This is a genomic window from Citrobacter sp. JGM124 (assembly GCF_018257795.1).
GTDB lineage: Bacteria > Pseudomonadota > Gammaproteobacteria > Enterobacterales > Enterobacteriaceae > JGM124.
Map to the genome: position 1 here is coordinate 212,162 of NZ_JAERJD010000007.1, position 24,191 is coordinate 236,352.

The following is a 24,191-nucleotide window of genomic DNA, read 5'->3' on the forward strand; positions in this document are numbered from 1 at the left end:
CGGTTCCCTCTTAGCTGGACAAATTGTTGATTTTGATCTGGAGCATTTCGATCAGCGCCGGTGATGACTTTGTCAGCAAACCCTGACTCCAGGCATCACGTGCACCTTGTTTGTCGCCTTTACTGAGTAATGCTTCACCACGTAAATCAGCAACCAGTGCCGCCCAGCTTTCCCCTTTAATGTTATCAAGGGTTTTCAGCGCTGCATCGGATTGTTTTTGCTGAATCTGAACACGTGCCAGGCGCAGATCAATCAGCGCCTGCAAATTCACATCTTTTGTATTCCCAAGGCCACTTTCTAGCTGTGTAGCCGCTTTTTCTAGCTCATTTTTATCTGCATACTGTTGAGCCAGTTCAAGAGATGCCAGTGATCCGTAGATACCTTTGTTTTCACCAGCAAATGCTTGTAATGCTTCCAGTGTCTCTGGCTTATCGGCCTGAACCTTACTGCTAATAGTTTGATAAGCCAACGAGGCAGCACTGGCATTTTCCGCCTGATGATTACCCCAGAAACGCCAGCCAACTAATGCACCAATCCCCAGAACAACACCCACGATCAGCGCTTTACCATTCTCGGCAAAAAAGCGCTTTACCGCTTCAACCTGGTCGTTTTCGTTCTCAAATACTTCCACGCAGCCTTTCTCCTTAACGAGTAATTACCTGGTGATTAGCCCAGTATCGCCACCAATCGAGCATCAACATCTTGTTGTGAAATGGTTTGCTGCTCGCCTGTGCGAAGATCCTTAACCACAACCTCACCCTTAGCAACCTCATCCTCACCCAGCACCAGGGCCACACGAGCACCCCATTTATCAGCACGAGTGAGCTGCTTTTTAAAGTTACCACCGCCGTAGTTCGTCATGAGCTTAACGGAAGGTAGCTGCTCACGCAGCTTTTCAGCCAGCAGCATAGCTGCCACCTGCGTTCCCTGACCGGATGAGACCAGGTAAATATCGACAACAGATTCTGCTTTAAATTCCGGATTGATTTCCTGAACCAGTAAAACAAGGCGTTCAAGCCCCATTGCAAAACCAACGGCTGGCGTACCACGGCCACCAAGTTGTTCCACCAGGCCATCATAACGCCCACCCGCACACACGGTTCCCTGAGACCCTAAATGGGTCGTGACCCACTCAAACACCGTGCGATTATAGTAGTCCAGGCCGCGAACCAGGCGCTGGTTAACAGTGTAACGAATACCTGCGGCATCAAGATACTGGCACAATCCGGAAAAATGTTCCCGAGATTCGTCATCCAGATAGTCTCCCAGCTGCGGAGCATCGTTTAACAGCAGCTGAACATCCGGGTTTTTCGAGTCCAGTACTCGGAGTGGATTACTGTACATCCGGCGTTTACAGTCTTCGTCCAGTTTTTCCTGATGGAGCTCAAGGAACGCAACCAGTGCGTCACGGTAACGAGCACGGGCATCCAGCGAACCAATAGAGTTCAGTTCCAGAGCAACGTATTCACTGATACCCAGTGCGCGCCACCAGCGTGCAGTCAGCATGATAAGCTCTGCATCAATATCCGGGCCATTAAGACCAAATACCTCAACGCCTAGCTGATTAAACTGACGGTAACGTCCTTTCTGGGGACGTTCGTGGCGGAACATAGGGCCCATATACCACAAGCGTTGTTCCTGATTGTACAGCAGACCATGTTCGATCCCCGCACGTACACAACCTGCAGTGCCTTCTGGACGCAGCGTCAGACTATCGCCATTGCGGTCATCAAAGGTGTACATCTCTTTTTCAACGACATCGGTCACTTCACCGATAGCACGTTTGAAAAGTGCGGTCTGCTCTACAATCGGTAAACGAATTTCGCTGTAACCATAATTTGCCAGTACTTGCTTAAGGCGTCCTTCAATACGCTGCCAGAGGGCGGTATCAGCAGGTAAATAATCGTTCATACCGCGAATGGCTTGAATATTTTTTGCCACGTTTTTTCTCTATTTATCTACAAAAAATGAACCCGCTTTCAGGCGATTTAACCGGGTAACTTGTCCCACGAGCTCAATCATACACGGGAAGCCCGGTGCTTCCCATGCTTCGTATTATTTTTCCAGCTGTTGAATCTGAATACGCTGTGTTTCATCTAACATACTGGCTTTGGCACGAATACGCGCTTCAAGCTGCGTAATCATATCGTCATTGTCCATACGTTGTTTTTGACGCACGCCGTCCTCATAGAAGCCACTTTTTTTATTGCCCCCTGTGACCCCCAGCGTGGAAACCAGCGCTTCACCTGGGCCATTAACCACACAGCCGATGATCGAAACGTCCATTGGCGTGATGATATCTTCAAGACGCTGTTCAAGCGCATTGACGGTGCCAATAACATCAAATTCCTGACGTGAGCAGGTCGGGCAAGCAATAAAGTTGATCCCACGTGAGCGGATGCGAAGTGATTTCAAAATGTCGAAACCGACTTTGATCTCTTCCACTGGATCGGCCGCCAGAGAAATACGCAACGTGTCGCCGATCCCTTCTGAGAGCAATAAGCCTAAACCAATGGCTGACTTTACCGCCCCCGCCCGCGCACCACCAGCCTCAGTGATCCCTAAATGAAGTGGCTGATTGATCTGTTTTGCCAGTAAGCGGTACGACTCCACAGCCAAAAATACGTCTGACGCTTTTACACTCACTTTGAATTGATCAAAGTTCAGACGATCAAGATGATCAACATGGCGCATCGCTGACTCAAGCAGGGCCTGCGGGGTTGGCTCGCCATACTTTTCCTGCAAGTCTTTCTCTAAAGAACCGGCATTGACACCAATACGAATCGGAATGTTTTTGTCTCGGGCACAATCGACCACACTACGAATACGTGCTTCGCTGCCGATATTACCAGGGTTGATGCGCAGGCAGTCAACCCCATATTCCGCAACTTTTAAAGCAATTCGGTAATCAAAGTGAATGTCAGCAACCAAGGGAATATTGACTTGCTGTTTGATGATCTTAAAGGCTTCAGCGGCGTCCATGGTAGGGACGGATACGCGAACAATATCCGCGCCAACACGTTCTAACGCTTTGATTTGATTAACCGTCGCTTCCACATCAGTGGTGCGCGTATTAGTCATAGACTGCACGGCTATCGGTGCACCATCGCCAATCGGGACATTCCCGACATAAATTCGGGTCGATTTCCGGCGTTGGATGGGTGCGGCATTATGCATGATAAATCTCCACAATTACGCATCATAAACGGTGATGCTTATTCAGCACTCACCGTCAGACGAGCAACCTGGTTAGTTCGAATAAAACGACTCAGATCAACAGGATTACCCTGGAATTTGATCTCTACTGCTGCTGGCGCCCCGATCTTTAATTTGTAGGATGGGTGACCAGCTAAATCAAGTGTTTCACCTTTACGCTTTAAGCCGCTAAATAACTTCTTGCCTGCGGCATCGGTGACTTCCAACCAACAGTCACTGCTAAATACCATATTCAGGGCATCTGCAGAGCTTGCAGCGGGGGTGACGTCAGCCTGGGTTGTTGGTAAGGAAGCCTCCGGCGCTGCAGTACTCCCTGGAGATTGCAGATTATCAACTGAAGTTTGACTTTGGGAGACGGCAGCATCTGATTGCGGTGGCACATTACTGGCTGCGGTATTTTCCCCTGGCGCTATGCTATTGGTCGAGGCTGTCACTTCGGGCTGCACCGGCACCGACGGTGCCGACGCCGTAGTTTCACGATCCGGCGCCAGGTTATCCCCATTATTGAGATCCAGAATATGCTCATCCTGAGTAGCTGAAAGCTCACTGGAAGATTGATCATCCATGCGGGTGATCTCAGCTTGCTGTGCTTTATGATTTTGCCACCACCAGGCTCCGGTCAGCCCGAGGACGATAAGCAAAATCAGCCAAGTGAAACTCATCAACCAGCCATCGCGCTTCTTACGACGTTTACCCAGTGAATAGCTTTGCATCGCTTCCACTTTACTGTCCCGGATAGGGGTCTGTTTTGCCATCATAGGCAGCAGTTCTTCTTCCGGGATACGAACCAGGCGGGCATAAGAGCGAATGTAACCACGCAGGAAGGTCGACGCTAAATCCTCAGGAGTGTTGTTCTCCTCGATATTCCGTACTGTGGAAACTTTAAGACACAGGCGTTCAGCTACGGCTTGCTGGCTAAGGCCCATTTGCTCGCGGGCAAGACGCAAACGTTCGCCCGTCGTTTGTGCTGCATTTGACTCTTGAGTGGCTTCAGTATTCATTAGCTACGATTACGGGTGCTGTTCAATTAAATAATTAGGCACAAGTCTGTTACACAACGTTTTTATCACGTCAGGTTAACTCGTACCGCGAAAAATCCGCTACCTGAAGAAAGATGCTCAACAATAAAACCCTGCAAAAAATAGGCAGTCTCTTACCTATTTAGCTCTCTTTATAAACCATTTAACGCCGTGAGGAGTCAATGCTGGTTGTTTATCATTAGTCACTCGCCTAACGTTACTAAATTCAGGCAACTAGACACTTGTAGCATCGCTACATACTGCCTTAAAGCAAACAGAAACGCACCGTAATTATTCACGGTATTCACGTCTTGTTACGTGACACAGGTTAGCCCCCCTTGAGTGGTGGCTAACCTGATGGATATACACTTCGTTCGGGCCTGTAAACTGATACAAGGCCCCATGCTATCAAACCGCTTTAACAGCGATAGCCTCACCCTGCATACGCTTACGTAAAGTACGCTTCGTGCGGTCAATCACTTCACCAGCCAGCTGGCCACAGGCTGCATCAATGTCGTCCCCGCGAGTTTTGCGCACGATGGTGGTAAAACCATAGCTCATCAGCACTTTCGAGAAACGATCGATACGGCTGTTGGAACTACGCCCATAAGGGGCTCCTGGGAACGGGTTCCATGGAATCAAGTTTATCTTACATGGCGTATCTTTCAGGCATTCTGCCAATTGGTGTGCATGCTCTGTGCCATCATTAACATGATCTAATAAAACATACTCTATCGTGACGCGTCCCTGATTAGCATTAGACTTTTCCAGATAGCGACGTACTGCGCTCAGGAAGGTCTCGATATTGTACTTTTTGTTGATGGGCATGATTTCATCACGAATCGCATCGGTAGGAGCGTGAAGCGAAATCGCCAATGCCACATCGATCATATCGCCCAGTTTATCCAGGGCAGGAACCACACCAGAAGTGGAAAGCGTCACACGACGTTTGGACAACCCAAAACCAAAGTCATCCAGCATGATTTCCATCGCAGGGACCACGTTATTGAGGTTCAGCAGAGGTTCCCCCATCCCCATCATCACAACGTTGGTGATAGGGCGTATACCGGTTTTTTTCTGGGCACCAATAATTTTGGCTGCACGCCACACCTGGCCGATTATCTCTGAGACTCGCAGGTTACGGTTAAAGCCTTGCTGTGCTGTTGAGCAAAATTTGCACTCCAGGGCACAGCCTACTTGGGAAGATACACACAAGGTTGCACGATCAGCCTCTGGAATATAAACCGTTTCCACCAGTTGATCTGCGATCTTAATCGCCCATTTAATGGTGCCGTCCGAAGAACGCTGTTCTTCCGCTACCTCAGGGGCACGGATCACGGCAACTTCTTTCAACTTAGTGCGCAGCACTTTGTTGATGTCGGTCATCTCATCAAAATCATCGCTGCAGTAGTGATACATCCACTTCATGACTTGATCAGCACGGAATGGTTTTTCACCCAGCCCGGCAAAAAACTCGCGCATTTGCTGACGATTCAAGTCAAGTAGATTAATTTTTTCAGGTTGGCTAACGGCACAAACAGATGAAGTTTCAGGCACATTCATTTCAGACATAATTTTTCCGGCCTCGTTATTACACGTTATGGCCCCAGGTGGGTTAAAAAAGACGCCCCGGTGAGCAGGCTCTTCCGGGGCGTTGTATTGTACAAATTCTCTGGCACGTATGCCATGACTGAAAGCGAACAATATAAAATAAAATGTAAGCTCGCTTAACAGTTATTCTAACTTAACGAGTACGTGGGCATACTTCATTTTCAGCAAAGAAGTAAGCAATTTCACGGGCTGCTGACTCAACAGAGTCCGAACCATGAGTACCGTTTTCAGTAAAGCTGTCAGCATAGTCTGCACGTAAAGTGCCTGCCAGTGCATTTTCCGGGTTAGTTGCTCCCAGCAAATCACGATGACGCTGGACAGCATTTTCGCCTTCCAGAACACTGACAACGATTGGACCAGAGGTCATAAATTCAACCAGACCATCAAAGAAAGGTCTGCCTTCGTGTTCAGCATAGAAGCCACGAGCCTGCTCCACACTCAGATGCAGCATTTTTGTTCCAACAATTTTGAAACCAGCAGATTCAAAGCGGAAGTAGATGTTACCAATAACGTTTTTTGCTACCGCATTGGGTTTGATGATGGAGAATGTGCGTTCAATAGCCATGATTACCTCTGTCAATGTGCTTTTAATTACCGGTTACTTATCACAGTTAAACCCCAATCAGAAAAATTCAAGTGCTGTCTGTACCGATGAAAGTTCACCCGCCTGAACGGGCTGACTCAAACCGAATAGCACCTTAGCTCATCTACCTGCAATTCAATTAGTTGACGTAGTTCCAGTGTGAGTGGGCGCAGATTATAATGAGCAACTTTGCTGTTGCCTATGGATAGAGATAACATTTTTTTAAAAAAAACCGTTCAGTGATAACAATATTGCCCTAATCAGCCATTTTCCAGAGCAAACTACTGCAAATCAAAATGAACGGTGGCAGTTTGTCCCCCGTCATCCAGCACCAGAATTTGATAGTGACCTGCATGGCTTAATTCCAGTGCAAGCGTTGAATCATGGCTGTCAACAACCGCCCCATTGACGAACCAAAAATGCTTTCCCTGCCCTCCCTGGGAAAAGATTTTAACGGCTAACTGCTGCTGGCCCGGTAAGCGTTTTAACGTTTCTCCATTACGGACACCAAAGAGTAATAACGGGGTCAGCGCCGGTACCTGTCTCGGAGGGCATATCGCTGAAGCCGGTGGCAAACGCTGGGCTCGTTGCTCGGATGGTGTCAGCCACGGCTCAAGCGCTAATGGCCATAGCATCACCTGCCGTGGGTGTGCATCCGGGCAATCGGGCGCCACGCTGTCCCCATGCTTATCGCCCCATATCCGCTGTTGTATTCCTTGAATGCCCTCCTGGCCGGGAGCCTGGAGAGTGGGCGGCTGGCTTTTGTCTAATAACCAGGTCATCAGGCGACGACGACAATTACTGTCACCCGGGGGGAGCGATTGCCCCCCCGGCCAGCATATTTCGGCGGGAGTAACACTGTCAGGGCGTAAATCAACCGGCATCCGCAGCTGCTGCACTCTTGACGTTGCCTGGAGAACATTGTTGACTTGATTAAGCAACGGTAGTGCACTTCTTTGCCCAAATTGCCCGGCAGTGGGTGTACCATCAGGCCGCCCTACCCAGACCCCTATTATATAGCGCGCATTGAGACCTATCGCCCATGCATCCCGATAACCATAGCTGGTACCGGTTTTCCAGGCTAAAGGAACCACTGGAGACAAGTCACCATCCGGCACAGGCTGAGATTGCCCCGCCAGGATACGACGTATTATCCAGGCGGCTCCCGGAGACATTAATTGACGCTCACGTAATTCGTCTGTCGCGAGTAAACGCAAATCGGCAGCTTTGCCATGACGGGCAAAAGCACTATAGGCCGCCACCAGCTTATCCAGCCTCGCCCCACCGCCCCCAAGAATTAATGAGAGATTTGGCTCACTGCCGGGTGGCAGGTAAAGATTCAAACCAATATTGCGTAATTCAGCCGCAAAACGTTTCGGGCCATAAGCCTCCAGTACCTGCACGGCGGGTAAATTTAAGGATCGTACTAATGCATCGCTCATACTGACAGGCCCATTAAAGCCAGTGTCAAAATTCCCGGGCCGATAATCGCTAAAATGACGTGGCACGTCCTGAAGTAATGAAGCGGGGTGAATCAGCCCATCATCCAGTGCCATACCAAAAAGAAAGGGCTTGAGTACGGAGCCCGGCGACCGAACCGCGGTGATCATATCCACATGCCCGAAACGGCTGCTGTCATTGATATCCGCTGAACCAATCCAGGCCTGAACATCCATAGTACTGTGATCAACAACCAGAATTGCCAGTGACGTGCGGGCGGGCAATCCCGCTTTCCAGTTCAGTGCCAGTGTTTCTAGCTGGCGTTGTAATGGGGCATCAATAGTCGTGGTGATCAACGAGCTCTGATGCTGGCTGGCAAGGTAACGGGATAACAATGGTGCCTGCTGTGGCACCTGCCTTGGGGCCAGCCAGACGGGTTCTTCCAGTGATTCGTCAACCTGCTGCGCAGGCCACAATCCTTGGTTTTTCATCCGTAGCAATACCTTGTCCCGTGCCTGCTGTGCCCGTTCTGGCCAACGATCAGGTCGTAAACGGCTGGGGGCCTGGGGTAAAACCGCCAGCAGCGCTGCTTCAGAATAACTGAGGTCTGACGGGGCCTTACCGAGGTAAGCCCAACTGGCGGCACCAATCCCCTGCAAGGTTCCTCCAAAAGGAGCCAGATTAAGATACAGAGTCAGAATCTCTTTCTTTGAATAATGCCATTCCAGCTGAAATGCACGCCAGATCTGGCGTATTTTTCCGCTCATGGTGCGGGGGTGTGGCTCCAGTAAACGGGCAACTTGCATTGTCAGCGTGCTGCCGCCTGAAATAATTTCCCCATTGCGAATAAACTGCCAGCCAGCACGAAGTAATGAAAAAGGGTTAACCCCCGGGTGATACCAGAACCCACGATCCTCGTAATTTATTAAAGCGTCCAGGTATAAAGGAGATACCTGTTCAGGAATCACTGGATAGCGCCACACCCCTTCTTTATCAGCAAAACGCCACAGGGGGGTGCCATCCTTTGCCACTACCACACGAGCCGGGCTGGTGTCATTAACGGGTACCGGCCAGCAACGATCCGCCAGCCAGAGTAAAAAAAAGGGCAGCGCTATAAGCCCAAACCAGAATCGATAACGCTGCTTTTTCATCCCCAGGATTCCCTAAGGTACAATGGTCAAACTTGCCGGGGTTGCCCCTGTTGCCCGCCACTGGGGAACATACATAGACTCAACCTGGGGCATGGGCACCCGATAGGTGCCAGGGGTCACTGCACGTGCCAGATAGAGCAAGGTAGCATGCTCTTTTCGCGGCAGGGACAAGGCTGCCACAAATCTGTCATCACGAAATTCCATGTGCTGTATATCCTGCTGCTGCATTTGTTCAACCCATTGACTTAACTGGCTTCCTGGCGCGTTATCGCTAAACTGAGCACTGCTGTTGGCCAGGTTCTGATTTTCCAGTTCAAACCCTGCAGGTAACATATCAACCACCAGCGCATCAGGCACATCTCTGTCTGCCCAGACACTCAGTTTGACGATTACCAGCTCACCACTCCTGAGGGACGACAGAGAACGGTTGTTACCATCACTGTCAAGGAATTGCCTCTCTATATGCAGAACATTGGCCTGAGGCTGAGGCATCTGTTGCAAATAACCTGAACTGTCCACACGCAGATAAAGAGGCTGCTCTCCACGGTTCTGAACCGACAGATGCGCTAACGGGTCTGCCGTCAAATTTAGTGTTTTCGGCTGAGTACCGGTTACGGGCTGATCTGACAATGAAGTCAGTGCCTGCCAGTTATCCTGTTTATTGTGCAGATTACGCCCCGCCAGGAACAAAGCATTGGTCTCTTGTGTTGAAAGCCAGCGCTCCCCCCATGCCCGATTAGAGAGCTGGAGTAATAGCTGATTCTGTTGTTCCGGTAACAAGGCATACTCCTCGAGCAAACTGAGCATAGCAGCCAAATCCCTGAGATCACTGCCATAATCACCCAACCAAACCCGATCATCACGACGAGGCGTGGCTAAACCCAGCTCGAGGGCTTTCTGACTACGTGGATCATCTCCCATAAGTTTGAGCGCCACACCTAATTGCACTAGCGGTAAACCGTTTTCACTTTGGCCATGGCGAGCCCATAGCTCTCTTAAAGCCCCCAGGGGGGCTTTCTGCTGGCGGGCCAGTACTAACCCGGCATAAGCCTGAACAGCAAACCGGCTGGCTGCCACTTGATTACCATAACGAATATCAATCAGGCTGGGGTCAGTGAGATACTGTAACAAACGCTTATTGGCTTTATTCAGTACGTCTGTATTCACGTGATAGCCTTGTTCGGCCGCACGTACCAGGAAGTCTGTGGCATAAGCCGTTAACCAATATTCTTCCGGGCCGGATTTATCCCACAGGCCAAATCCGCCTTTATCATTTTGCATATCAAGCAGCCGCCCAATCCCTGTCTCTACCGCCTCATGGCGCAGACTATCACTGATACCTTTGATACCAAGCTGAGTCAGTGATAGTTGATTCGTATAGAGCGAGGGATAAAGCCCGCTAACAGTTTGCTCAAGACAGCCATAAGGATAGGCATTGAGCTCACGAATATAGCGTGAGAGGTTTAACGGTGGCTGGCCACTTATTAACAGTTGCCCTTCAATAGTTTCAGGTACTAAGCCCGAAATAAGTTCCGGGGGGAAAGTCCAGACCTCATCCGTTGCCAGAACAACACCACTGTTCGACGTTGTGGCAGGAAATGCGGGGCGAATACCTATTTTCCAGTTTTTGGTCAGGCGCTGATCACCCGGTAGCGCCGGGCCACTGACAACAAGATTCAGTTCACCTGTCCCCCATCCTTCTTTCGCGGTTACTGGAATAAATAACGTTTTACGCTCCCCGGGACTCAGCACAAGTGATGATTGAGGCTGAGTAGCATCAAGTCTCAGCAGCCCGGCTGCGGCAAGGTGAACCTGAATATTCTGCACGACATCGGTCATGTTGCTCACATCCAGTGCCAGCCGGGACTGATCTCCCCCCGCCATAAACCGCGGTGCTGCCAGTTCTGTAATTAATGGGGCTGCAACCAGGGTGTGGCTTTCTCCGCTACCAAACTTATCGTCACTCCAGGCTTGAGCCATAATTTTTAGCTCACCGTTGAAATCCCCAACAGGCAGGCTTACTGTCCCCTCTCCATGCTCATCAAGAGTGACCGGCACAGCCTGCTGTGCCACAATATTGACGTGATTCACCGGCTTCTTACCACCACGGCTCAATTCATCACCTTCGTCCCCGTCACCACCAAAACTCAACGATGCCAGTCGGCCTGAACCTTCAATCACCTGACCATAGATATCATAAATATCCGCACCGTAGCGCTTGCGGCCAAAGAAGGCATCCCAGGGTGATGGGGTTTTATAGTCAGTAATATTCAGCACGCCAATATCAACGGCGGATAACAGCACCTTGATCTGTTGAGGTAATGCTCCTTCAGTCGTGCTGGCCTTAACCTTGACATGGAGATCCTGGTTCGGCGTCATTTTATCCGGGCTGTTGAGAGTGAGCTGTAACCGGTGGTGTTCTTCAGACAATGGTAAATGTAAGACACCTACCGCCCTTTTTAGGGTTGCAGAACGGGAAGGATCCCCCGGACGCACCACCAATGCACTGATATATAAATCCTGCCGTTTCCAGCGACTGTCGATGGGAATATCAAGCATCATGCCCCCTTCAGGGACATCAATAGCCTGCCACCATAATGGACCTTCACTGGATTCGATCAGCGCATAGCCTTGCCCTGCTGCTGGTGCATTAATGCTAAGATGCACAGTATCCCCGGGGTTATACGCAGGTTTGTCCAGTTTTAATGTCACTTGATCCGGTCGCTTACCACCATCTGTTCCACTGTTATCCTGCCAGTCATATCCAGCCCAGAAACGCACACTACTGGTTATGCCATGTTGTGGATCTTCCACTTCAAGACGATAAGCCCCCCATTCCACAGGGAATGAGACGCTTCCCGTCTCGCCTTCTGCCAGATTAAGCGGTTGCTCCGCCTGGACCAGCTCTTTCTGGTCATATTGTGACTGCCAGCCATCGCTCTCGCTCCAGCTCCAGTAATAATCGCGGCGTTCTTGAATCAATTTAACATTCAAGTCATTAACCGCATGTTTATTGCCGGCGGGGTCCCCATAGACAATATCAAACCCCGCCAGACTGTTTTCATCCACAATGGGACGAGTCTGGGTGGTATTGGTACGATAGTCGTAAACTTCTTTGCTGTTAAACTGCGGGCGAATACCTGGTAATTGACTGGCGGGCCAGACAATCTGCTCCGCCCGTCGGGTGACCGGGCGCCCCCCCGACTCCAGCAAACTTGCCTGTAATATCACCCGCAGAGGCGAATGGGTTTCCTGCCACTGGCTTGCTGTGCTAATAGTGCCATGCCCTTGTTCATTGAGAGTCAGTTCAACCTCATCAAGGTTGCGATACAAGTTCTTTTCATTAATATCACCAAACTGAAAACCTGGCAGTTTTGCTACCGCGTCACGCAATGGTCGGACAAAGAGCTGGCCCTGGAGAGAGTTACCAGCAGCAGGTGCGCCATAGAGATAACGGCCACTCACCTCAAACTCAACATCATCTTCAGGTGTCACAGGGGAACTCTGGGTCGTTAACTCCAGCGCCATACGTTCGGGCATGAAATCTTCAACCTGAAACGACCAGTTACGCGGCTGATTGTCTCCGGTATTGGCACGAATCTGCCAGCGCCCGGTACTGACATTATCCCCCAGCCGATAAGTAAATTGATAAAGGCCATTCTGTGGTTGCCAGGTCTGAGTGTAACTCACCTGCCCGTCAGGTTTTATTACCTCCAGTTTCACAGGTTGTTCAGGTAAAGGCTTACCTTCCCGGTCTCGCATTAAGCCATTAAGGATGACGGTTTCACCAGGGCGGTAGAGATCTCTTGGCCCAAACAGAAAAAGCTGCTTGTCATGATCCTGCTCACCCGAAATATTGAATTCAGCCAGGTCCAGTGCAGGGCGGCGTAAATCTAACAAAGTGGTCTGACCGCCCTGGTGTGCCAACAGCACTCCATCGTTGCCTGAATGATTAAAACTGGCATGGCCATCAGCATCACTCACCGTATGACCAACAGGTGAGCCCTTACTATCCATTAAAGTTAATTCGACTTCAGGCAGTACCTGACCCTCTTCCAGACTCTGGGTATAAATATCGAGGCGGTCATTATAACGGTGAGCTGACAAACCAATATCACTGAGCGTGAACAGTGTTGCCGGGTTGGTATAAGCATAGCTCCCAGCTTTACTCATCACTGCCAGATAGACTCCGGGCTGTTGTAATGGTTTGATGGCGGAGAGAGGAAGTAGCAATTTTTCACTCTTGTTACGCTCAGGATTGAGATCAAAACGCCCGGTGTAAACCAGATCATCCATATCCAATATTTCATCTGATTCCCAGCTACTGAGTGAGCTACGGTAACGCCATTCATGGATAAATTTGCTCAGTGAGCGCTCATTTACACGATAGAAGTTTACATCTATCTTATCGACATTCAGAGCCATTACTGGCAGCCCGGAAATAACTTTACTGGGCAAAAGTGACCCGGTACTGGCGAAACCAACGCTGGGTTGAATATCCCTGGTGGTGAGCGATTCGCTTTTTGACTGACTAAGCTGAGTATGGTTCAGCGCCAGCAATCCTTCATCAACGGCGATATTAAGCTCACGATTGGGCTCAAGGTGGCGCAGATAGACTGTTTTCAGGTTGGGTGACAGTTCCCAGGCGCCGTCCAGCGCCCCTTCTGATTTATCCGTCACTTTTAATACACGGCGAAAATCCTGGTCTGGGTCAAGTGGCACAGAGAAGGTTAATGACAGGGCGTTCGCGCCATCAAGCTGAACCTCAGAAACATCCAGAAGGGTAAAAGGTTTACCCTGGGACTGCTGGCGCAATTTATCAAGCTGCTCAACACTCAGCTTATTACTGACAGAGGCTGGCTGTTCAGTACGTGTCGCTTGTGGCGTATCTTGTGCCTGCTTTTTAGTCTCATCGTCACAACCTGTCAGGCTGATCACGCTACCGAGTAATAGCATCAAGCTGATGAATGCGTTCTGTTTCATGATTTATCCTTGATTCCCTGTCACAATAACGACGTTGGCTTTATCTGAACCGGGGATATGTTACCCACCTTCGTTGTTAACTGCATTCATTAGTCTACTATCCGAACACAATGTAAAGTATCCCGGGTAAATTGGGGGCATTAATATAAGAAGTGCCGCAAATTAACGATTACTTCATAAAGTAACAGGCACAGGAATGACTAATGGCGCGCTAATCGGAGGTCAGCCTTACAGAATAAATCGTGGCATTTTAAGCGTTATCTCTCACTCAGCTGTTGGGCCACTTGTCGAATCACCTAAAAAAAACGACAATCAATCTTTACTTGATGAAACAGAGGCCAACCTACTATGTCCACCTCTTTCTTCGTCGCAAGCGACTGGCTTGCAGAACATATTAATGACGGTAATGTTCAAATCCTTGATGCACGCATGGCTCCCCCCTCGGGGCCAGATGCATCCCGTGACATTCCTGCAGAATACCTTGCCGGGCATATTCCTGGAGCAATTCTGTTCGATATAGAAGCCCTTTCTGACCACAGTAGTCCTCTGCCACATATGATGCCACGCCCTGAAGCCTTCGCGGTTGCGATGCGCGAGAGGGGTATTGATAATGATAAACATCTGGTGGTTTATGATGACGGCAATCTCTTTTCTGCACCCAGAGCCTGGTGGATGCTAAAAAACTTTGGGGTGGAAAAGATCTCCATTCTGGCTGGTGGGTTACAACGCTGGACGGGTGAAGATTATGCCCTTGAACAAGGTGAACCCACCGTTACCGAAAGTGAGTTTACCGTCAGTTTTCACCCTGAAGTCATTAAACGCCTCACCGAGGTATTATTAGTCAGTCATGAAGGCACGGCCCAGCTGGTGGATGCCCGCCCTGCGGCCCGTTTTAATGGTGAGATGGACGAACCTCGTCCGGGGCTGAAACGTGGTCATATTCCAGGTGCGCTTAATATTCCCTGGACCCGTGTCGTAGAAGATGGGCAGCTCAAAACGGTTGATGAACTCACTGACATTTTCCATCAGCAAGGTATCGATTTTAACCGCCCGATTATTGTCAGTTGTGGTTCCGGTGTTACTGCCGCCGTCATCGTACTGGCGCTGGCAACACTTAATGCGAATGATGTTTCCCTTTATGATGGGTCATGGAGTGAATGGGGCTCACGCTCAGATTTACCCATTGAACCTGCTTAAGACACCGTATTAAAAACAGCACAGGTCAGGCGAATTCTTTGCCTGACCTGTGTGCTAATCAAACTAAAACAAGAATAGTCAGATAATACGGTTATTCTTAAAATCGCGCAGAAAACTGCCCCAACGACGTTCATAAAATGGGGTAATATGCGCAATCATAAAGTGGCTGACGCCTTTTTCACCTTCAACAACCTGGCAAATATCAATCGGATCATCACCTGATAAGGTGTCTGTTGCCACACTGCCAGTCTGGCGAATAATCGCCTCAATATCGTTATCAGCCTCAATCCCAATCAGCAGATTTGGGTGTTCTTCCGACTGTTCTTTAATCGAGCAGAGGAAAGCACGCTTAACGTTTTTGAGGTTTTTAAACAGCGTTGTTAACGAATCAACCATTTGAGCTGGCGGCTCAACTACCTCTGACAGCAATAACGAAACACCCCCTTCCAGAACTTCCTGTTGTGTTAATGCGTCACCTTCATGACTCAGGAGGTGGCTAATTTCACTCGGGGTAAACTCTTTACCTGTCGGCAGTCTGGCATTTAAAAATAGGGTATTGCCAAGAGTGATTTCAAATAAGGTTCGTACTGGCATGACGACAAAAGACTGCTCCTCAGTGACTGCGCGCTGCAATGCCTCCAGTGAGGTGAAAAAAGGGATCACTGAGGTAAGATCTTCCTTTTCCCAGTGCTGTAGCTCGACCGCACTACTGGCATCTATCGCTTCGCCCGTCACCCCTTTCCCTGGTACCCAAACCGTAGATTCCATTAATACCCGAAAAAAGGCAGGACGGTGGGCCGCTTCCGTGGCAGCTTGTTCCAGCAGCGTTTCCAGTTCATTTTTTGATTCTGACATGATATTTCCGAGAGCTGCATTCCTGGCTATGGGGAGCCATGCCCCCCAAGACCACAGAAAAGATAATTAACTCAGTAATAAATTAGCAATGGTACGGACACCTAAACCGGTCGCACCGGCAGACCACTGATCAATCGCGCTTTTACGGTAAGTTGCAGAACAATCAATATGCAACCAGCCCTGACGGTAGTTTTCCACAAAGTGAGAGAGGAAACCTGCCGCAGTACTTGCCCCGGCAGTATACCCAGCCCCGGCAACATTGTTTAATTCGGCAAAATTTGAAGGCAACTGGTTGCGGTGAAATTCAGCCAGAGGCAAACGCCAGAATGGTTCAAATTCTTGTTCAGCACTGGCTAACAAACGCCCCGCCAGCTCATCGTCAAAGCTGAACAGAGCATGGTAATCATTTCCCAGCGCGGTTTTAGCTGCGCCGGTCAGGGTGGCACAGTCAATAATCAATTCAGGGTTTTGAGCAGAGGCATCAATCAAGCCATCAGCCAGAACCAGGCGACCTTCCGCATCAGTATTCATGATTTCAACGGTTTTACCGTTGCGATAAGTAATGATATCCCCGAGTTTAAACGCATTACCGCTCACCATATTATCTGCACAGCAGAGGTATAACTTAACGCGTTTGTTTAAACCACGAGTAATCGCAAAGGCCAGTGCTCCGGTAACCGTCGCTGCACCGCCCATGTCAGATTTCATTGAGTCCATAAATGCACTCTGTTTCAGGCTATAACCACCGCTATCAAAGGTGATGCCTTTCCCCACCAGACAGGCATACACTTCAGCATCCGGGTTGCCCGTTGGGTTATAGTCTAATGCCAGCAGCACAGGGGCACGATCGGATCCACGCCCAACAGTATGGAGCCCCATATAGTTCTGTTCGCGCAGATCTTCCCCTTTGGTTATCCGGTAGGAAATATGATCGCAAGCCACTTCGCACAGCAGATCAACCGCTCGTGAAGCCAGACGCCCCGGACTCAAATCTTCTGCCGGCGTATTGATGGTATGACGCACCCAATCGATAATTTGAATACGGTTATTCAGTTCAGTTTGCTCTTGCTCGTTCAACACCGCCCAGTCAACTTTACCGGTATTTTTCGGTGCCCTATAGCCTTGCCAGAATGCCCAGCTTTTTTCTACATCCCAGCCTTCGCCTGCTAACAGAACGTGTTTAATACCTTGTGTGTCAATTTTACGTGCTGCACGCTGAATTCTGCCCAGGCTGTCGCCACCTGCAACATGGAGTGTAATACCTTCATCGTTAATACTGTACAGTGCTTTATCACCCCAGCGCGCATCCGCAGGCTGAGTGGAAAGTGTAATTTTCATGGCATCGGTCATTTTCTTATCCTTCTCGTTCAGCATTGCCAATAAAAAAGGGCCGCCACAGGCAGCCCGTTATTGACAGTTCAGAGGTAAAATCAAATTCCCTCTTTATGATTAAGGGCATAAATGAACCCGCGGGCTTCCGGGATTGTTTATGGCCTTAACAGAATACAAGGCTTTTATTGCGCTTCGTCTAACCAGACTAACAAAATTGCTTCCAGTACTTTTTCGTTAGATGCCTCAGGGTTATCGTCAAACTCTTCCAGTTCACAAACCCACTGGTGCATATCGGTGAAGCGAACAGTGGTCGGATCAATATCCGGGCGACTGTCATACAGCGCTTCACCAATTTCACGGCTATCGGTCCATTTTAATCCCATATCCGCCTCGGCTAGTGTTCACGTGCATGATTGATAGTGTAACGTGGCATTTCAACCACTAAGTCTTCATCTGTTACACGGGCCTGGCAACTTAAGCGGCTATCTGGCTCAAGACCCCAGGCTTTATCCAGCATGTCGTCTTCTTCTTCGCTACTTTCCGCAAGTGAATCAAAACCTTCACGGACGATACAGTGGCAAGTGGTACAAGCACAGGATTTTTCACACGCGTGCTCAATTTCGATCCCGTTACGCAGAGCAACGTCGAGAATAGTTTCACCTTGCTGCGCTTCGAGTACTGCGCCATCCGGACAGAGATCCTGATGAGGCAGAAAAACAATCTTTGGCATATTAAACCTCGTCCACAGAATGACCGGTCAACGCGGTACGGATAGAGAGATCCATACGACGTGCCGCAAATTCCTGGGTTTGTTTGTCTACGTTTTTGATTTCATTTTCAATTGCGTTGGCATCATCGGACTGAGTCGCGGTGACCAATGCCGCCATCGCAGCGTCAATAACTGAGCGTTCAGTCTCGTTTAACAACACAGCATCTGCTTTCAGCGCACTCTGCAGGCTTTCCAGCACGCGAGCAGCCTCCACTTTTTGTTCTGCCAGCATACGTGCTTTGACATCATGCTCGGCATAGCTCATCGAGTCCTGAATCATGGTGGCAATTTCACCATCACTCAGACCATAAGAGGGTTTAACCTGAATAGACGCTTCTACCCCGGTAGATTTTTCCATGGCAGTGACACTAAGCAAACCATCAGCATCAACCTGGAACGTGACACGAATATGTGCAGCGCCTGCCGCCATCGGTGGGATACCCCGCAAGGTAAACCGCGCCAGCGAGCGACAATCCTGAACCAGTTCACGCTCCCCCTGCATAACATGAATAGCCATCGCAGTCTGGCCATCTTTAAAGGTAGTGAACTCCTGGGCTTTGGCGACTGGGATCGTGGTATTACGGCCAATGACTTTTTCTACCAGCCCTCCCATGGTTTCAAGACCCAGTGACAGTGGAATGACATCCAGCAGCAGCATTTCACTATCAGGCTTATTACCAACGAGGATATCAGCCTGGATGGCTGCGCCCATGGCAACCACTTTATCCGGGTCGATAGAGGTGAGTGGCTGGCGGCCAAAAAAATCACCCACTCGTTCACGGACCAGCGGTACACGCGTTGAACCACCGACCATAACGACTTCCAGAATATCTTCGGCCTCAACGCCTGCGTCACGCAAGGCACGACGGCAAGCGAGCAGTGTCCGTTTAACCAAACCGGCAATTAGCGTTTCAAATTGCTCCCGGGTGACCTCAGTCTGCTTACCGGCCAGTTCAACTTTCACGCTTGGTGCATCGCTAAGGGCGATTTTTGCCGAGGTAGCCGCATCCAGCAATTGACGCTGTAAGCTCAAGTCACCCTGGACATCAATGCCCAGTTTTTCGCCCAGCCAGTCAGCCAGAAGGTGGTCAAAATCATCCCCCCCTAAAGCGGAATCGCCTCCCGTGGCTAATACTTCAAACACACCGCGGCTCAGGCGTAAAATAGAGATATCAAAGGTACCGCCACCTAAGTCATAGACCGCGATAACACCTTCCTGACCGGAATCCAGACCATAGGCTATAGCAGCAGCGGTTGGTTCATTAAGTAAACGTAATACATGTACCCCTGCCAGCCTGGCGGCATCTTTTGTTCCCTGACGCTGGGCATCATCAAAATAGGCTGGGACCGTGATAACCACACCATCGAGAGGCCCGTCCAGACTTTCCTGAGCACGCTGGATCAGCGTAGCCAGAATATCGGCAGAAACCCGTACCGGATTCAGTAATCCTGCAGGGGTATTGATCAAAGGTAGTCCGCTTTCGCTGGCGCTGAACTGATAAGGAAGATGAGGATAGCGGGTTTGAATATCCACCAGTGAACGCCCCATCAGGCGTTTGACTGAACTGATGGTATTCACCGGATCTTGTGCCGCCTGAGCGCGCGCATCCCAGCCAACACGGTGACTTTCGGATTGATAATGCACGACGGAAGGGAGCAGATACCGTCCCTCACTGTCTGGCAACGTTTGGGCTTGCCCACTGCGCACGGTGGCAACCAGAGAATGGGTTGTGCCGAGATCAATACCCGCAGCCAGTCGACGCTGGTGGGGCGCAGCCGCCATTCCTGGCTCACTAATTTGTAATAACGCCATATTAAACTTCCAAAAATCCAGGCCCTAGATTAGGCATTAAAAATCGCTGAGCTTCTCTTCGAGTTGTTCTATGTGATGCTGTAATTTATCGAGAAAGCGTAGCTTACGCACAGTATCCGCCGCGAGTGTCCATTCCTGGCTGTCTAGCTCGCGCACCATTTGCGAACTGCGCGTTTTGACCATGTCAGCAACACGGGTAGCAAAAGCATCGAGCTTGTCACTGTCGCCAGATTGTTCGATACTGTCCAGCTCTTCACGTAGCTCAAGCTGTTCCATTAAGAAGACGGTATCACGAACAGTGTGCTGCTCATTTGCAAGATCAAAACCATTCAGCAACAGCAAATACTCAGCACGTAACAATGGGTGGCGTAATGTTTGCCATGCCTGATTGATCGTTGCAGATTGATTGACGGCCAGGAGCTGCTCCGCCTGAGGGCGGCTGGCATATTTGTCAGGGTGGAATTGACGCTGCAATTCTTGGTAACGCGCAGCCAGTTGCTGCATGTCTACAGCGTAGCCTGGTGCTAGTCCAAACAGAGTAAAATAATCCATAACAGACTCGAGTTTTATCAGGTAAATGCTGAATGGGTTATGTGGAGTCACAGGCTATCTGCTTGCGCGGATAGCCTGCTATGCTGATTCAGACGTGGAAGCTTTCGCCGCAGCCACACTCATCTTTCACGTTAGGATTGGTGAACTTAAACCCTTCGTTAAGACCTTCTTTGACAAAGTCGAGTTGGGTTCCGTTTAAGAATTGCAGACTTTTACCATCGACAACGACTTTTACACCTTTATCTTCAAAGATGGTGTCATCTGCCTGAGGTTCGTCAACAAACTCCAGAACATAAGCCATACCGGAACAACCAGAAGTGCGAACGCCTAAGCGTAAACCAAATCCTTTTCCACGATTAACAAGGAAAGAATTCACACGATCTGCAGCACTATCGCTGAGGGTAATTGACATACCACAACCTCAATCAGATATTATCTCTCGCCATACCTCTGTTGCATAAATAACAATGGTATTCATGCAACATCACCTACCTGAGTAAGCTTTCAGGGACTCCCGAGCTTGCCGTCTGACGACAAGCTCTTGCGTCTATTATTTTGAATCACGCTTGCTTTTATAATCCGCAATAGCTGCCTTGATAGCATCTTCTGCAAGAATTGAGCAGTGAATCTTAACGGGTGGCAACTCAAGTTCGTCAGCGATATCAGTATTTTTAATCGCCTGTGCTTCATCCAGTGACTTGCCCTTTACCCATTCGGTCAGCAAAGAACTGGACGCGATAGCAGAACCACAGCCATAGGTCTTGAAGCGTGCGTCTTCAATGATACCTTCATTATTAACTTTAATCTGCAACTTCATGACATCGCCACAAGCCGGGGCGCCTACCATGCCAGACCCTACGCTGGTATCAGCATTGTCAAAAGAACCCACATTACGTGGATTTTCATAATGATCGATTACTTTTTCGCTATAAGCCATTTTTACTTCTCCTGAGTCCGAAACGGATTAATGATGCGCCCATTCGATGGAATTAAGATCAACACCCTGCTTAAACATTTCCCACAGAGGAGAAAGATCGCGCAAACGACCGATAGAATTTCTTACCAGTTTAATGGTGTAATCAATCTCTTCTTCCGTGGTAAAACGGCCTAAAGAGAAACGGATAGAACTGTGTGCCAGTTCATCATTCATACCCAGAGCACGTAACACATAAGAAGGCTCAAGGCTTGCTGATGTACAGGCTGAACCAGAAGAGACTGCCAAGTCCTTCAGGGCCATAATCAGAGATTCACCTTCAACATAGTTAAAGCTGACGTTAAGAATAGTCGGAACACCATGCTCCAGGTCGCCGTTCAGATACACCTCTTCCATATCTTTCACGCCATCCCATAGACGCTGGCGCAAAGCACCCAGCCGCGCCATTTCCGTTGCCATCTCTTCTTTAGCAATACGGTAGGCTTCACCCATACCGACAATCTGATGAACAGGCAATGTACCAGAACGCATACCACGTTCATGACCGCCACCGTGCATCTGTGCTTCAATGCGGATACGCGGTTTACGACGAACAAACAGGCCACCGATACCTTTAGGACCATAAATTTTATGGCCAGAAAAGGACATCAGATCCACTTTCAACTGGCTTAAATCAATAGGTAATTTACCCACGCTCTGGGTCGCATCAACATGGAAAACAATGCCACGTGCACGGCACATTTCACCAATAGTCGCGATATCCTGTACCACACCGATTTCGTTGTTAACATGCATAACAGAAACCAGAATAGTGTCATCGCGCATAGCCGCTTCCAGCACTTTCAAGTCAAGGATGCCATTAACCTGTGGAGACAGGTAGGTGACTTCAAAGCCTTCGCGCTCTAACTGACGGCAAGTATCCAGCACCGCTTTATGCTCAGTTTTAACGGTAATGACATGCTTGCCTTTCTTCTGGTAAAAATTCGCAGCCCCTTTAATCGCCAGGTTATCTGACTCAGTGGCACCAGAAGTAAAGACAATTTCACGTGGATCTGCACCGATCAAGTCTGCAACTTGATTACGGGCAATATCAACGGCCTCTTCTGCTTGCCAGCCGAAACGGTGTGAGCGAGATGCCGGATTCCCGAAGGTGCCATCCATTGTTAAAAACTGCATCATTTTCTGCGCAACACGCGGATCGACCGGTGTGGTAGCAGAGTAGTCGAGGTAAATCGGTAATTTCATTGCTCTTAAGCTCCGTACATCACTTCAATATGAAGAACCAGACTTAAAAGGTTGTAGCCGTTATCAGTTGCGGTCTGCCTGTCTGATTCTAAAATTCGTTTTTCTGCTTATGCGCGCAGTTTTACGTCAATCGCATCCTGAGGACGCAGTGTACGATGATTTTCACTATGCTGACGGTCGGATACATCCAGAACTTCCTGGTGATTAACCAGTTCACCCAATGTGATATTGTTCAGGAAACCCGTCAGGCGATCACTTAAGTCGCGCCACAGGGCATGAGTCAGACACTTGTCTCCCCCCTGGCAGCCGCCTTTACCCTGACAACGCGTGGCATCCACAGATTCATCGACAGCGCTGATCACTTCACCAACGGCGATACTACCGGCTTCTTTACCCAGCAGATAACCACCACCCGGCCCACGGACACTAGCAACGAGACCATTTTTACGCAGGCGCGAAAATAGCTGCTCCAGGTAAGAAAGCGAAATGCCCTGACGCTCAGAGATGTCGGCCAGTGGTACTGGACCCGATTCCGAGTTCAATGCGACGTCAAGCATTGCGGTAACGGCATAGCGCCCTTTAGATGTCAGTCTCATGTCTTACTTAGCCTCAAATAGCCCCTCGTTCCGGGGGGTTCCAAAAATGATAGTTCACATAGCAAGAGACAAGTCTGACATTCCTGAGTGATTTGGTCAACTATTTAACCTAGTAATTTACTCAAGTATTATTTCTCTGATTTATTATGCTGTTCCAGTGAAGTGAGCATCCCACGGAGGATGTTCAGCTCCTGGCTTTCAGGGCGAGCGCGAGTAAACAGACGACGTAATCTGCTCATTACTTGCCCAGGATGGGTCGGACGAATAAAGCCACTATTTGACAGGGCTTTTTCCAGATGGCCGTAAAAACGCTCAAGATCGTCGACCAGAGGATAATGCTCCTCTTCCGGATTCTGTTGCGCCTCCTGGCCTTCGTTTTGTGTCGCCAGCCAGGCAATACGAACTTCATAAGCGAGGATTTGTACTGCCATCGCCAAATTCAGAGAACTGTATTCAGGGTTTGCCTGAATGGCAACGTGATAGTGGCATTTTTGCAATTCATCATTGGTTAGCCCGACACGCTCACGGCCGAAAACAATCGCCACTGGGGTATTCTGCGCTTCGGTAACGCTTTTAATACCACACTCACGTGGATCAAGCATTGGCCAGGGCAAGGTACGGGAACGAGCGCTCGTCCCAACAACCAGGCTACATCCGGCTAATGCTTCATCGAGCGTATCAACAATTTGAGCATTGCCAATCACATCACTGGCACCCGCCGCCAAAGCTATCGCCTGTGAGTCCGGTCTGACCAATGGATTCACCAGCCAAAGATTGGTTAACCCCATGGTTTTCATTGCGCGGGCTACGGAGCCCATATTGCCAGTATGTGAAGTTTCAACCAGCACAATTCGTACATTTTGCAGCATTATCATTCAAAGCCTGAAGAAGAATA

20 protein-coding genes are annotated in these 24,191 nt (G+C 49.4%); 1 reads left to right on the forward strand and 19 read right to left on the reverse strand.

All coding sequences use genetic code 11. From position 1 onward, the window contains the following. Window positions 1–10 precede the first annotated feature (10 nt). The 8 genes from JK154_RS11710 to JK154_RS11745 form a co-directional block, all read right to left on the reverse strand. Complete coding sequence (locus JK154_RS11710) at window positions 11–631, reverse strand: YfgM family protein (RefSeq protein ID WP_211992713.1); 621 nt, start codon at window positions 629–631, stop codon at window positions 11–13. Between the two features lie 35 nt (window positions 632–666). Next, a complete protein-coding gene (gene hisS, locus JK154_RS11715) occupies window positions 667–1,941 on the reverse strand; it encodes a histidine--tRNA ligase (protein ID WP_211992714.1) in 1,275 nt (424 codons plus the stop codon). A 114-nt stretch (window positions 1,942–2,055) separates the two neighbouring features. Next, window positions 2,056–3,177: a flavodoxin-dependent (E)-4-hydroxy-3-methylbut-2-enyl-diphosphate synthase gene (gene ispG, locus JK154_RS11720; protein WP_211992715.1), complete on the reverse strand. Its 1,122-nt coding sequence runs from the start codon at window positions 3,175–3,177 to the stop codon at window positions 2,056–2,058. A 38-nt stretch (window positions 3,178–3,215) separates the two neighbouring features. After that, the gene (gene rodZ / locus JK154_RS11725; RefSeq protein ID WP_211992716.1) at window positions 3,216–4,217 is read right to left on the reverse strand and encodes a cytoskeleton protein RodZ; all 1,002 of its coding nucleotides are present in this window, start codon (window positions 4,215–4,217) and stop codon (window positions 3,216–3,218) included. A gap of 426 nt (window positions 4,218–4,643) precedes the next feature. Further along, window positions 4,644–5,807 (reverse strand): bifunctional tRNA (adenosine(37)-C2)-methyltransferase TrmG/ribosomal RNA large subunit methyltransferase RlmN, encoded by a 1,164-nt coding sequence (locus JK154_RS11730; RefSeq protein WP_211992717.1) that lies wholly within the window; start codon window positions 5,805–5,807, stop codon window positions 4,644–4,646. Window positions 5,808–5,979: 172 nt separating this feature from the next. After that, entirely contained in the window at window positions 5,980–6,411 is a 432-nt protein-coding gene (gene ndk / locus JK154_RS11735) for a nucleoside-diphosphate kinase (protein WP_211992718.1), read from the reverse strand. A 299-nt stretch (window positions 6,412–6,710) separates the two neighbouring features. After that, window positions 6,711–9,020: a peptidoglycan glycosyltransferase PbpC gene (pbpC, locus tag JK154_RS11740; protein ID WP_211992719.1), complete on the reverse strand. Its 2,310-nt coding sequence runs from the start codon at window positions 9,018–9,020 to the stop codon at window positions 6,711–6,713. 12 nt (window positions 9,021–9,032) lie between these two features. Continuing rightward, on the reverse strand, window positions 9,033–14,003 hold the full coding sequence (locus JK154_RS11745; RefSeq protein ID WP_211992720.1) for an alpha-2-macroglobulin: 4,971 nt from the start codon (window positions 14,001–14,003) through the stop codon (window positions 9,033–9,035). 348 nt (window positions 14,004–14,351) lie between these two features. On the opposite strand from JK154_RS11745, the gene sseA reads away from it, so the two are divergent. Continuing rightward, the gene (gene sseA / locus JK154_RS11750) at window positions 14,352–15,200 is read left to right on the forward strand and encodes a 3-mercaptopyruvate sulfurtransferase (RefSeq protein ID WP_211992721.1); all 849 of its coding nucleotides are present in this window, start codon (window positions 14,352–14,354) and stop codon (window positions 15,198–15,200) included. Window positions 15,201–15,278: 78 nt separating this feature from the next. On the opposite strand, the gene sseB is transcribed toward sseA, so the two are convergent. From sseB to trmJ, 11 genes are all read right to left on the reverse strand, one after another. Beyond that, window positions 15,279–16,055: an enhanced serine sensitivity protein SseB gene (gene sseB, locus JK154_RS11755; protein ID WP_211992722.1), complete on the reverse strand. Its 777-nt coding sequence runs from the start codon at window positions 16,053–16,055 to the stop codon at window positions 15,279–15,281. Between the two features lie 66 nt (window positions 16,056–16,121). Next, entirely contained in the window at window positions 16,122–17,405 is a 1,284-nt protein-coding gene (gene pepB, locus JK154_RS11760; RefSeq protein ID WP_211992723.1) for an aminopeptidase PepB, read from the reverse strand. 164 nt (window positions 17,406–17,569) lie between these two features. After that, window positions 17,570–17,770, reverse strand: coding sequence for a Fe-S cluster assembly protein IscX (iscX, locus tag JK154_RS11765; protein ID WP_211992724.1), 201 nt, complete (start codon window positions 17,768–17,770; stop codon window positions 17,570–17,572). Window positions 17,771–17,781: 11 nt separating this feature from the next. Next, complete coding sequence (gene fdx / locus JK154_RS11770; RefSeq protein WP_211992725.1) at window positions 17,782–18,117, reverse strand: ISC system 2Fe-2S type ferredoxin; 336 nt, start codon at window positions 18,115–18,117, stop codon at window positions 17,782–17,784. Window position 18,118: 1 nt separating this feature from the next. Further along, a complete protein-coding gene (hscA, locus tag JK154_RS11775) occupies window positions 18,119–19,969 on the reverse strand; it encodes a Fe-S protein assembly chaperone HscA (RefSeq protein WP_211992726.1) in 1,851 nt (616 codons plus the stop codon). A gap of 36 nt (window positions 19,970–20,005) precedes the next feature. Further along, window positions 20,006–20,521 (reverse strand): co-chaperone HscB, encoded by a 516-nt coding sequence (gene hscB / locus JK154_RS11780; protein WP_211992727.1) that lies wholly within the window; start codon window positions 20,519–20,521, stop codon window positions 20,006–20,008. Window positions 20,522–20,609: 88 nt separating this feature from the next. Next, on the reverse strand, window positions 20,610–20,933 hold the full coding sequence (gene iscA, locus JK154_RS11785; protein WP_211992728.1) for an iron-sulfur cluster assembly protein IscA: 324 nt from the start codon (window positions 20,931–20,933) through the stop codon (window positions 20,610–20,612). Between the two features lie 138 nt (window positions 20,934–21,071). After that, window positions 21,072–21,458: a Fe-S cluster assembly scaffold IscU gene (gene iscU / locus JK154_RS11790; protein WP_211992729.1), complete on the reverse strand. Its 387-nt coding sequence runs from the start codon at window positions 21,456–21,458 to the stop codon at window positions 21,072–21,074. A gap of 27 nt (window positions 21,459–21,485) precedes the next feature. Beyond that, a complete protein-coding gene (locus JK154_RS11795; RefSeq protein WP_211992730.1) occupies window positions 21,486–22,700 on the reverse strand; it encodes an IscS subfamily cysteine desulfurase in 1,215 nt (404 codons plus the stop codon). Window positions 22,701–22,807: 107 nt separating this feature from the next. Next, window positions 22,808–23,296, reverse strand: a complete 489-nt coding sequence (gene iscR, locus JK154_RS11800) for a Fe-S cluster assembly transcriptional regulator IscR (protein WP_211992731.1) — start codon at window positions 23,294–23,296, stop codon at window positions 22,808–22,810. A gap of 128 nt (window positions 23,297–23,424) precedes the next feature. After that, window positions 23,425–24,165, reverse strand: coding sequence for a tRNA (cytosine(32)/uridine(32)-2'-O)-methyltransferase TrmJ (gene trmJ / locus JK154_RS11805; RefSeq protein ID WP_211992732.1), 741 nt, complete (start codon window positions 24,163–24,165; stop codon window positions 23,425–23,427). Window positions 24,166–24,191 lie beyond the last annotated feature (26 nt).

Excerpts from the sequence above, each read along its gene's own strand:
- fdx (WP_211992725.1), bottom strand. The coding sequence starts at position 18,117 with ATGCCAAAGATTGTTTTTCTGCCTCATCAGGATCTCTGTCCGGATGGC.
- ndk (WP_211992718.1), bottom strand. The coding sequence starts at position 6,411 with ATGGCTATTGAACGCACATTCTCCATCATCAAACCCAATGCGGTAGCA.
- JK154_RS11745 (WP_211992720.1), bottom strand. The coding sequence starts at position 14,003 with ATGAAACAGAACGCATTCATCAGCTTGATGCTATTACTCGGTAGCGTG.
- ispG (WP_211992715.1), bottom strand. The coding sequence starts at position 3,177 with ATGCATAATGCCGCACCCATCCAACGCCGGAAATCGACCCGAATTTAT.
- iscA (WP_211992728.1), bottom strand. The coding sequence starts at position 20,933 with ATGTCAATTACCCTCAGCGATAGTGCTGCAGATCGTGTGAATTCTTTC.
- hscB (WP_211992727.1), bottom strand. The coding sequence starts at position 20,521 with ATGGATTATTTTACTCTGTTTGGACTAGCACCAGGCTACGCTGTAGAC.
- rodZ (WP_211992716.1), bottom strand. The coding sequence starts at position 4,217 with ATGAATACTGAAGCCACTCAAGAGTCAAATGCAGCACAAACGACGGGC.
- hscA (WP_211992726.1), bottom strand. The coding sequence starts at position 19,969 with ATGGCGTTATTACAAATTAGTGAGCCAGGAATGGCGGCTGCGCCCCAC.
- trmJ (WP_211992732.1), bottom strand. The coding sequence starts at position 24,165 with ATGCTGCAAAATGTACGAATTGTGCTGGTTGAAACTTCACATACTGGC.
- sseB (WP_211992722.1), bottom strand. The coding sequence starts at position 16,055 with ATGTCAGAATCAAAAAATGAACTGGAAACGCTGCTGGAACAAGCTGCC.
- iscR (WP_211992731.1), bottom strand. The coding sequence starts at position 23,296 with ATGAGACTGACATCTAAAGGGCGCTATGCCGTTACCGCAATGCTTGAC.
- sseA (WP_211992721.1), top strand. The coding sequence starts at position 14,352 with ATGTCCACCTCTTTCTTCGTCGCAAGCGACTGGCTTGCAGAACATATT.
- pbpC (WP_211992719.1), bottom strand. The coding sequence starts at position 9,020 with ATGAAAAAGCAGCGTTATCGATTCTGGTTTGGGCTTATAGCGCTGCCC.
- iscX (WP_211992724.1), bottom strand. The coding sequence starts at position 17,770 with ATGGGATTAAAATGGACCGATAGCCGTGAAATTGGTGAAGCGCTGTAT.
- JK154_RS11795 (WP_211992730.1), bottom strand. The coding sequence starts at position 22,700 with ATGAAATTACCGATTTACCTCGACTACTCTGCTACCACACCGGTCGAT.
- pepB (WP_211992723.1), bottom strand. The coding sequence starts at position 17,405 with ATGACCGATGCCATGAAAATTACACTTTCCACTCAGCCTGCGGATGCG.
- iscU (WP_211992729.1), bottom strand. The coding sequence starts at position 21,458 with ATGGCTTATAGCGAAAAAGTAATCGATCATTATGAAAATCCACGTAAT.
- JK154_RS11730 (WP_211992717.1), bottom strand. The coding sequence starts at position 5,807 with ATGTCTGAAATGAATGTGCCTGAAACTTCATCTGTTTGTGCCGTTAGC.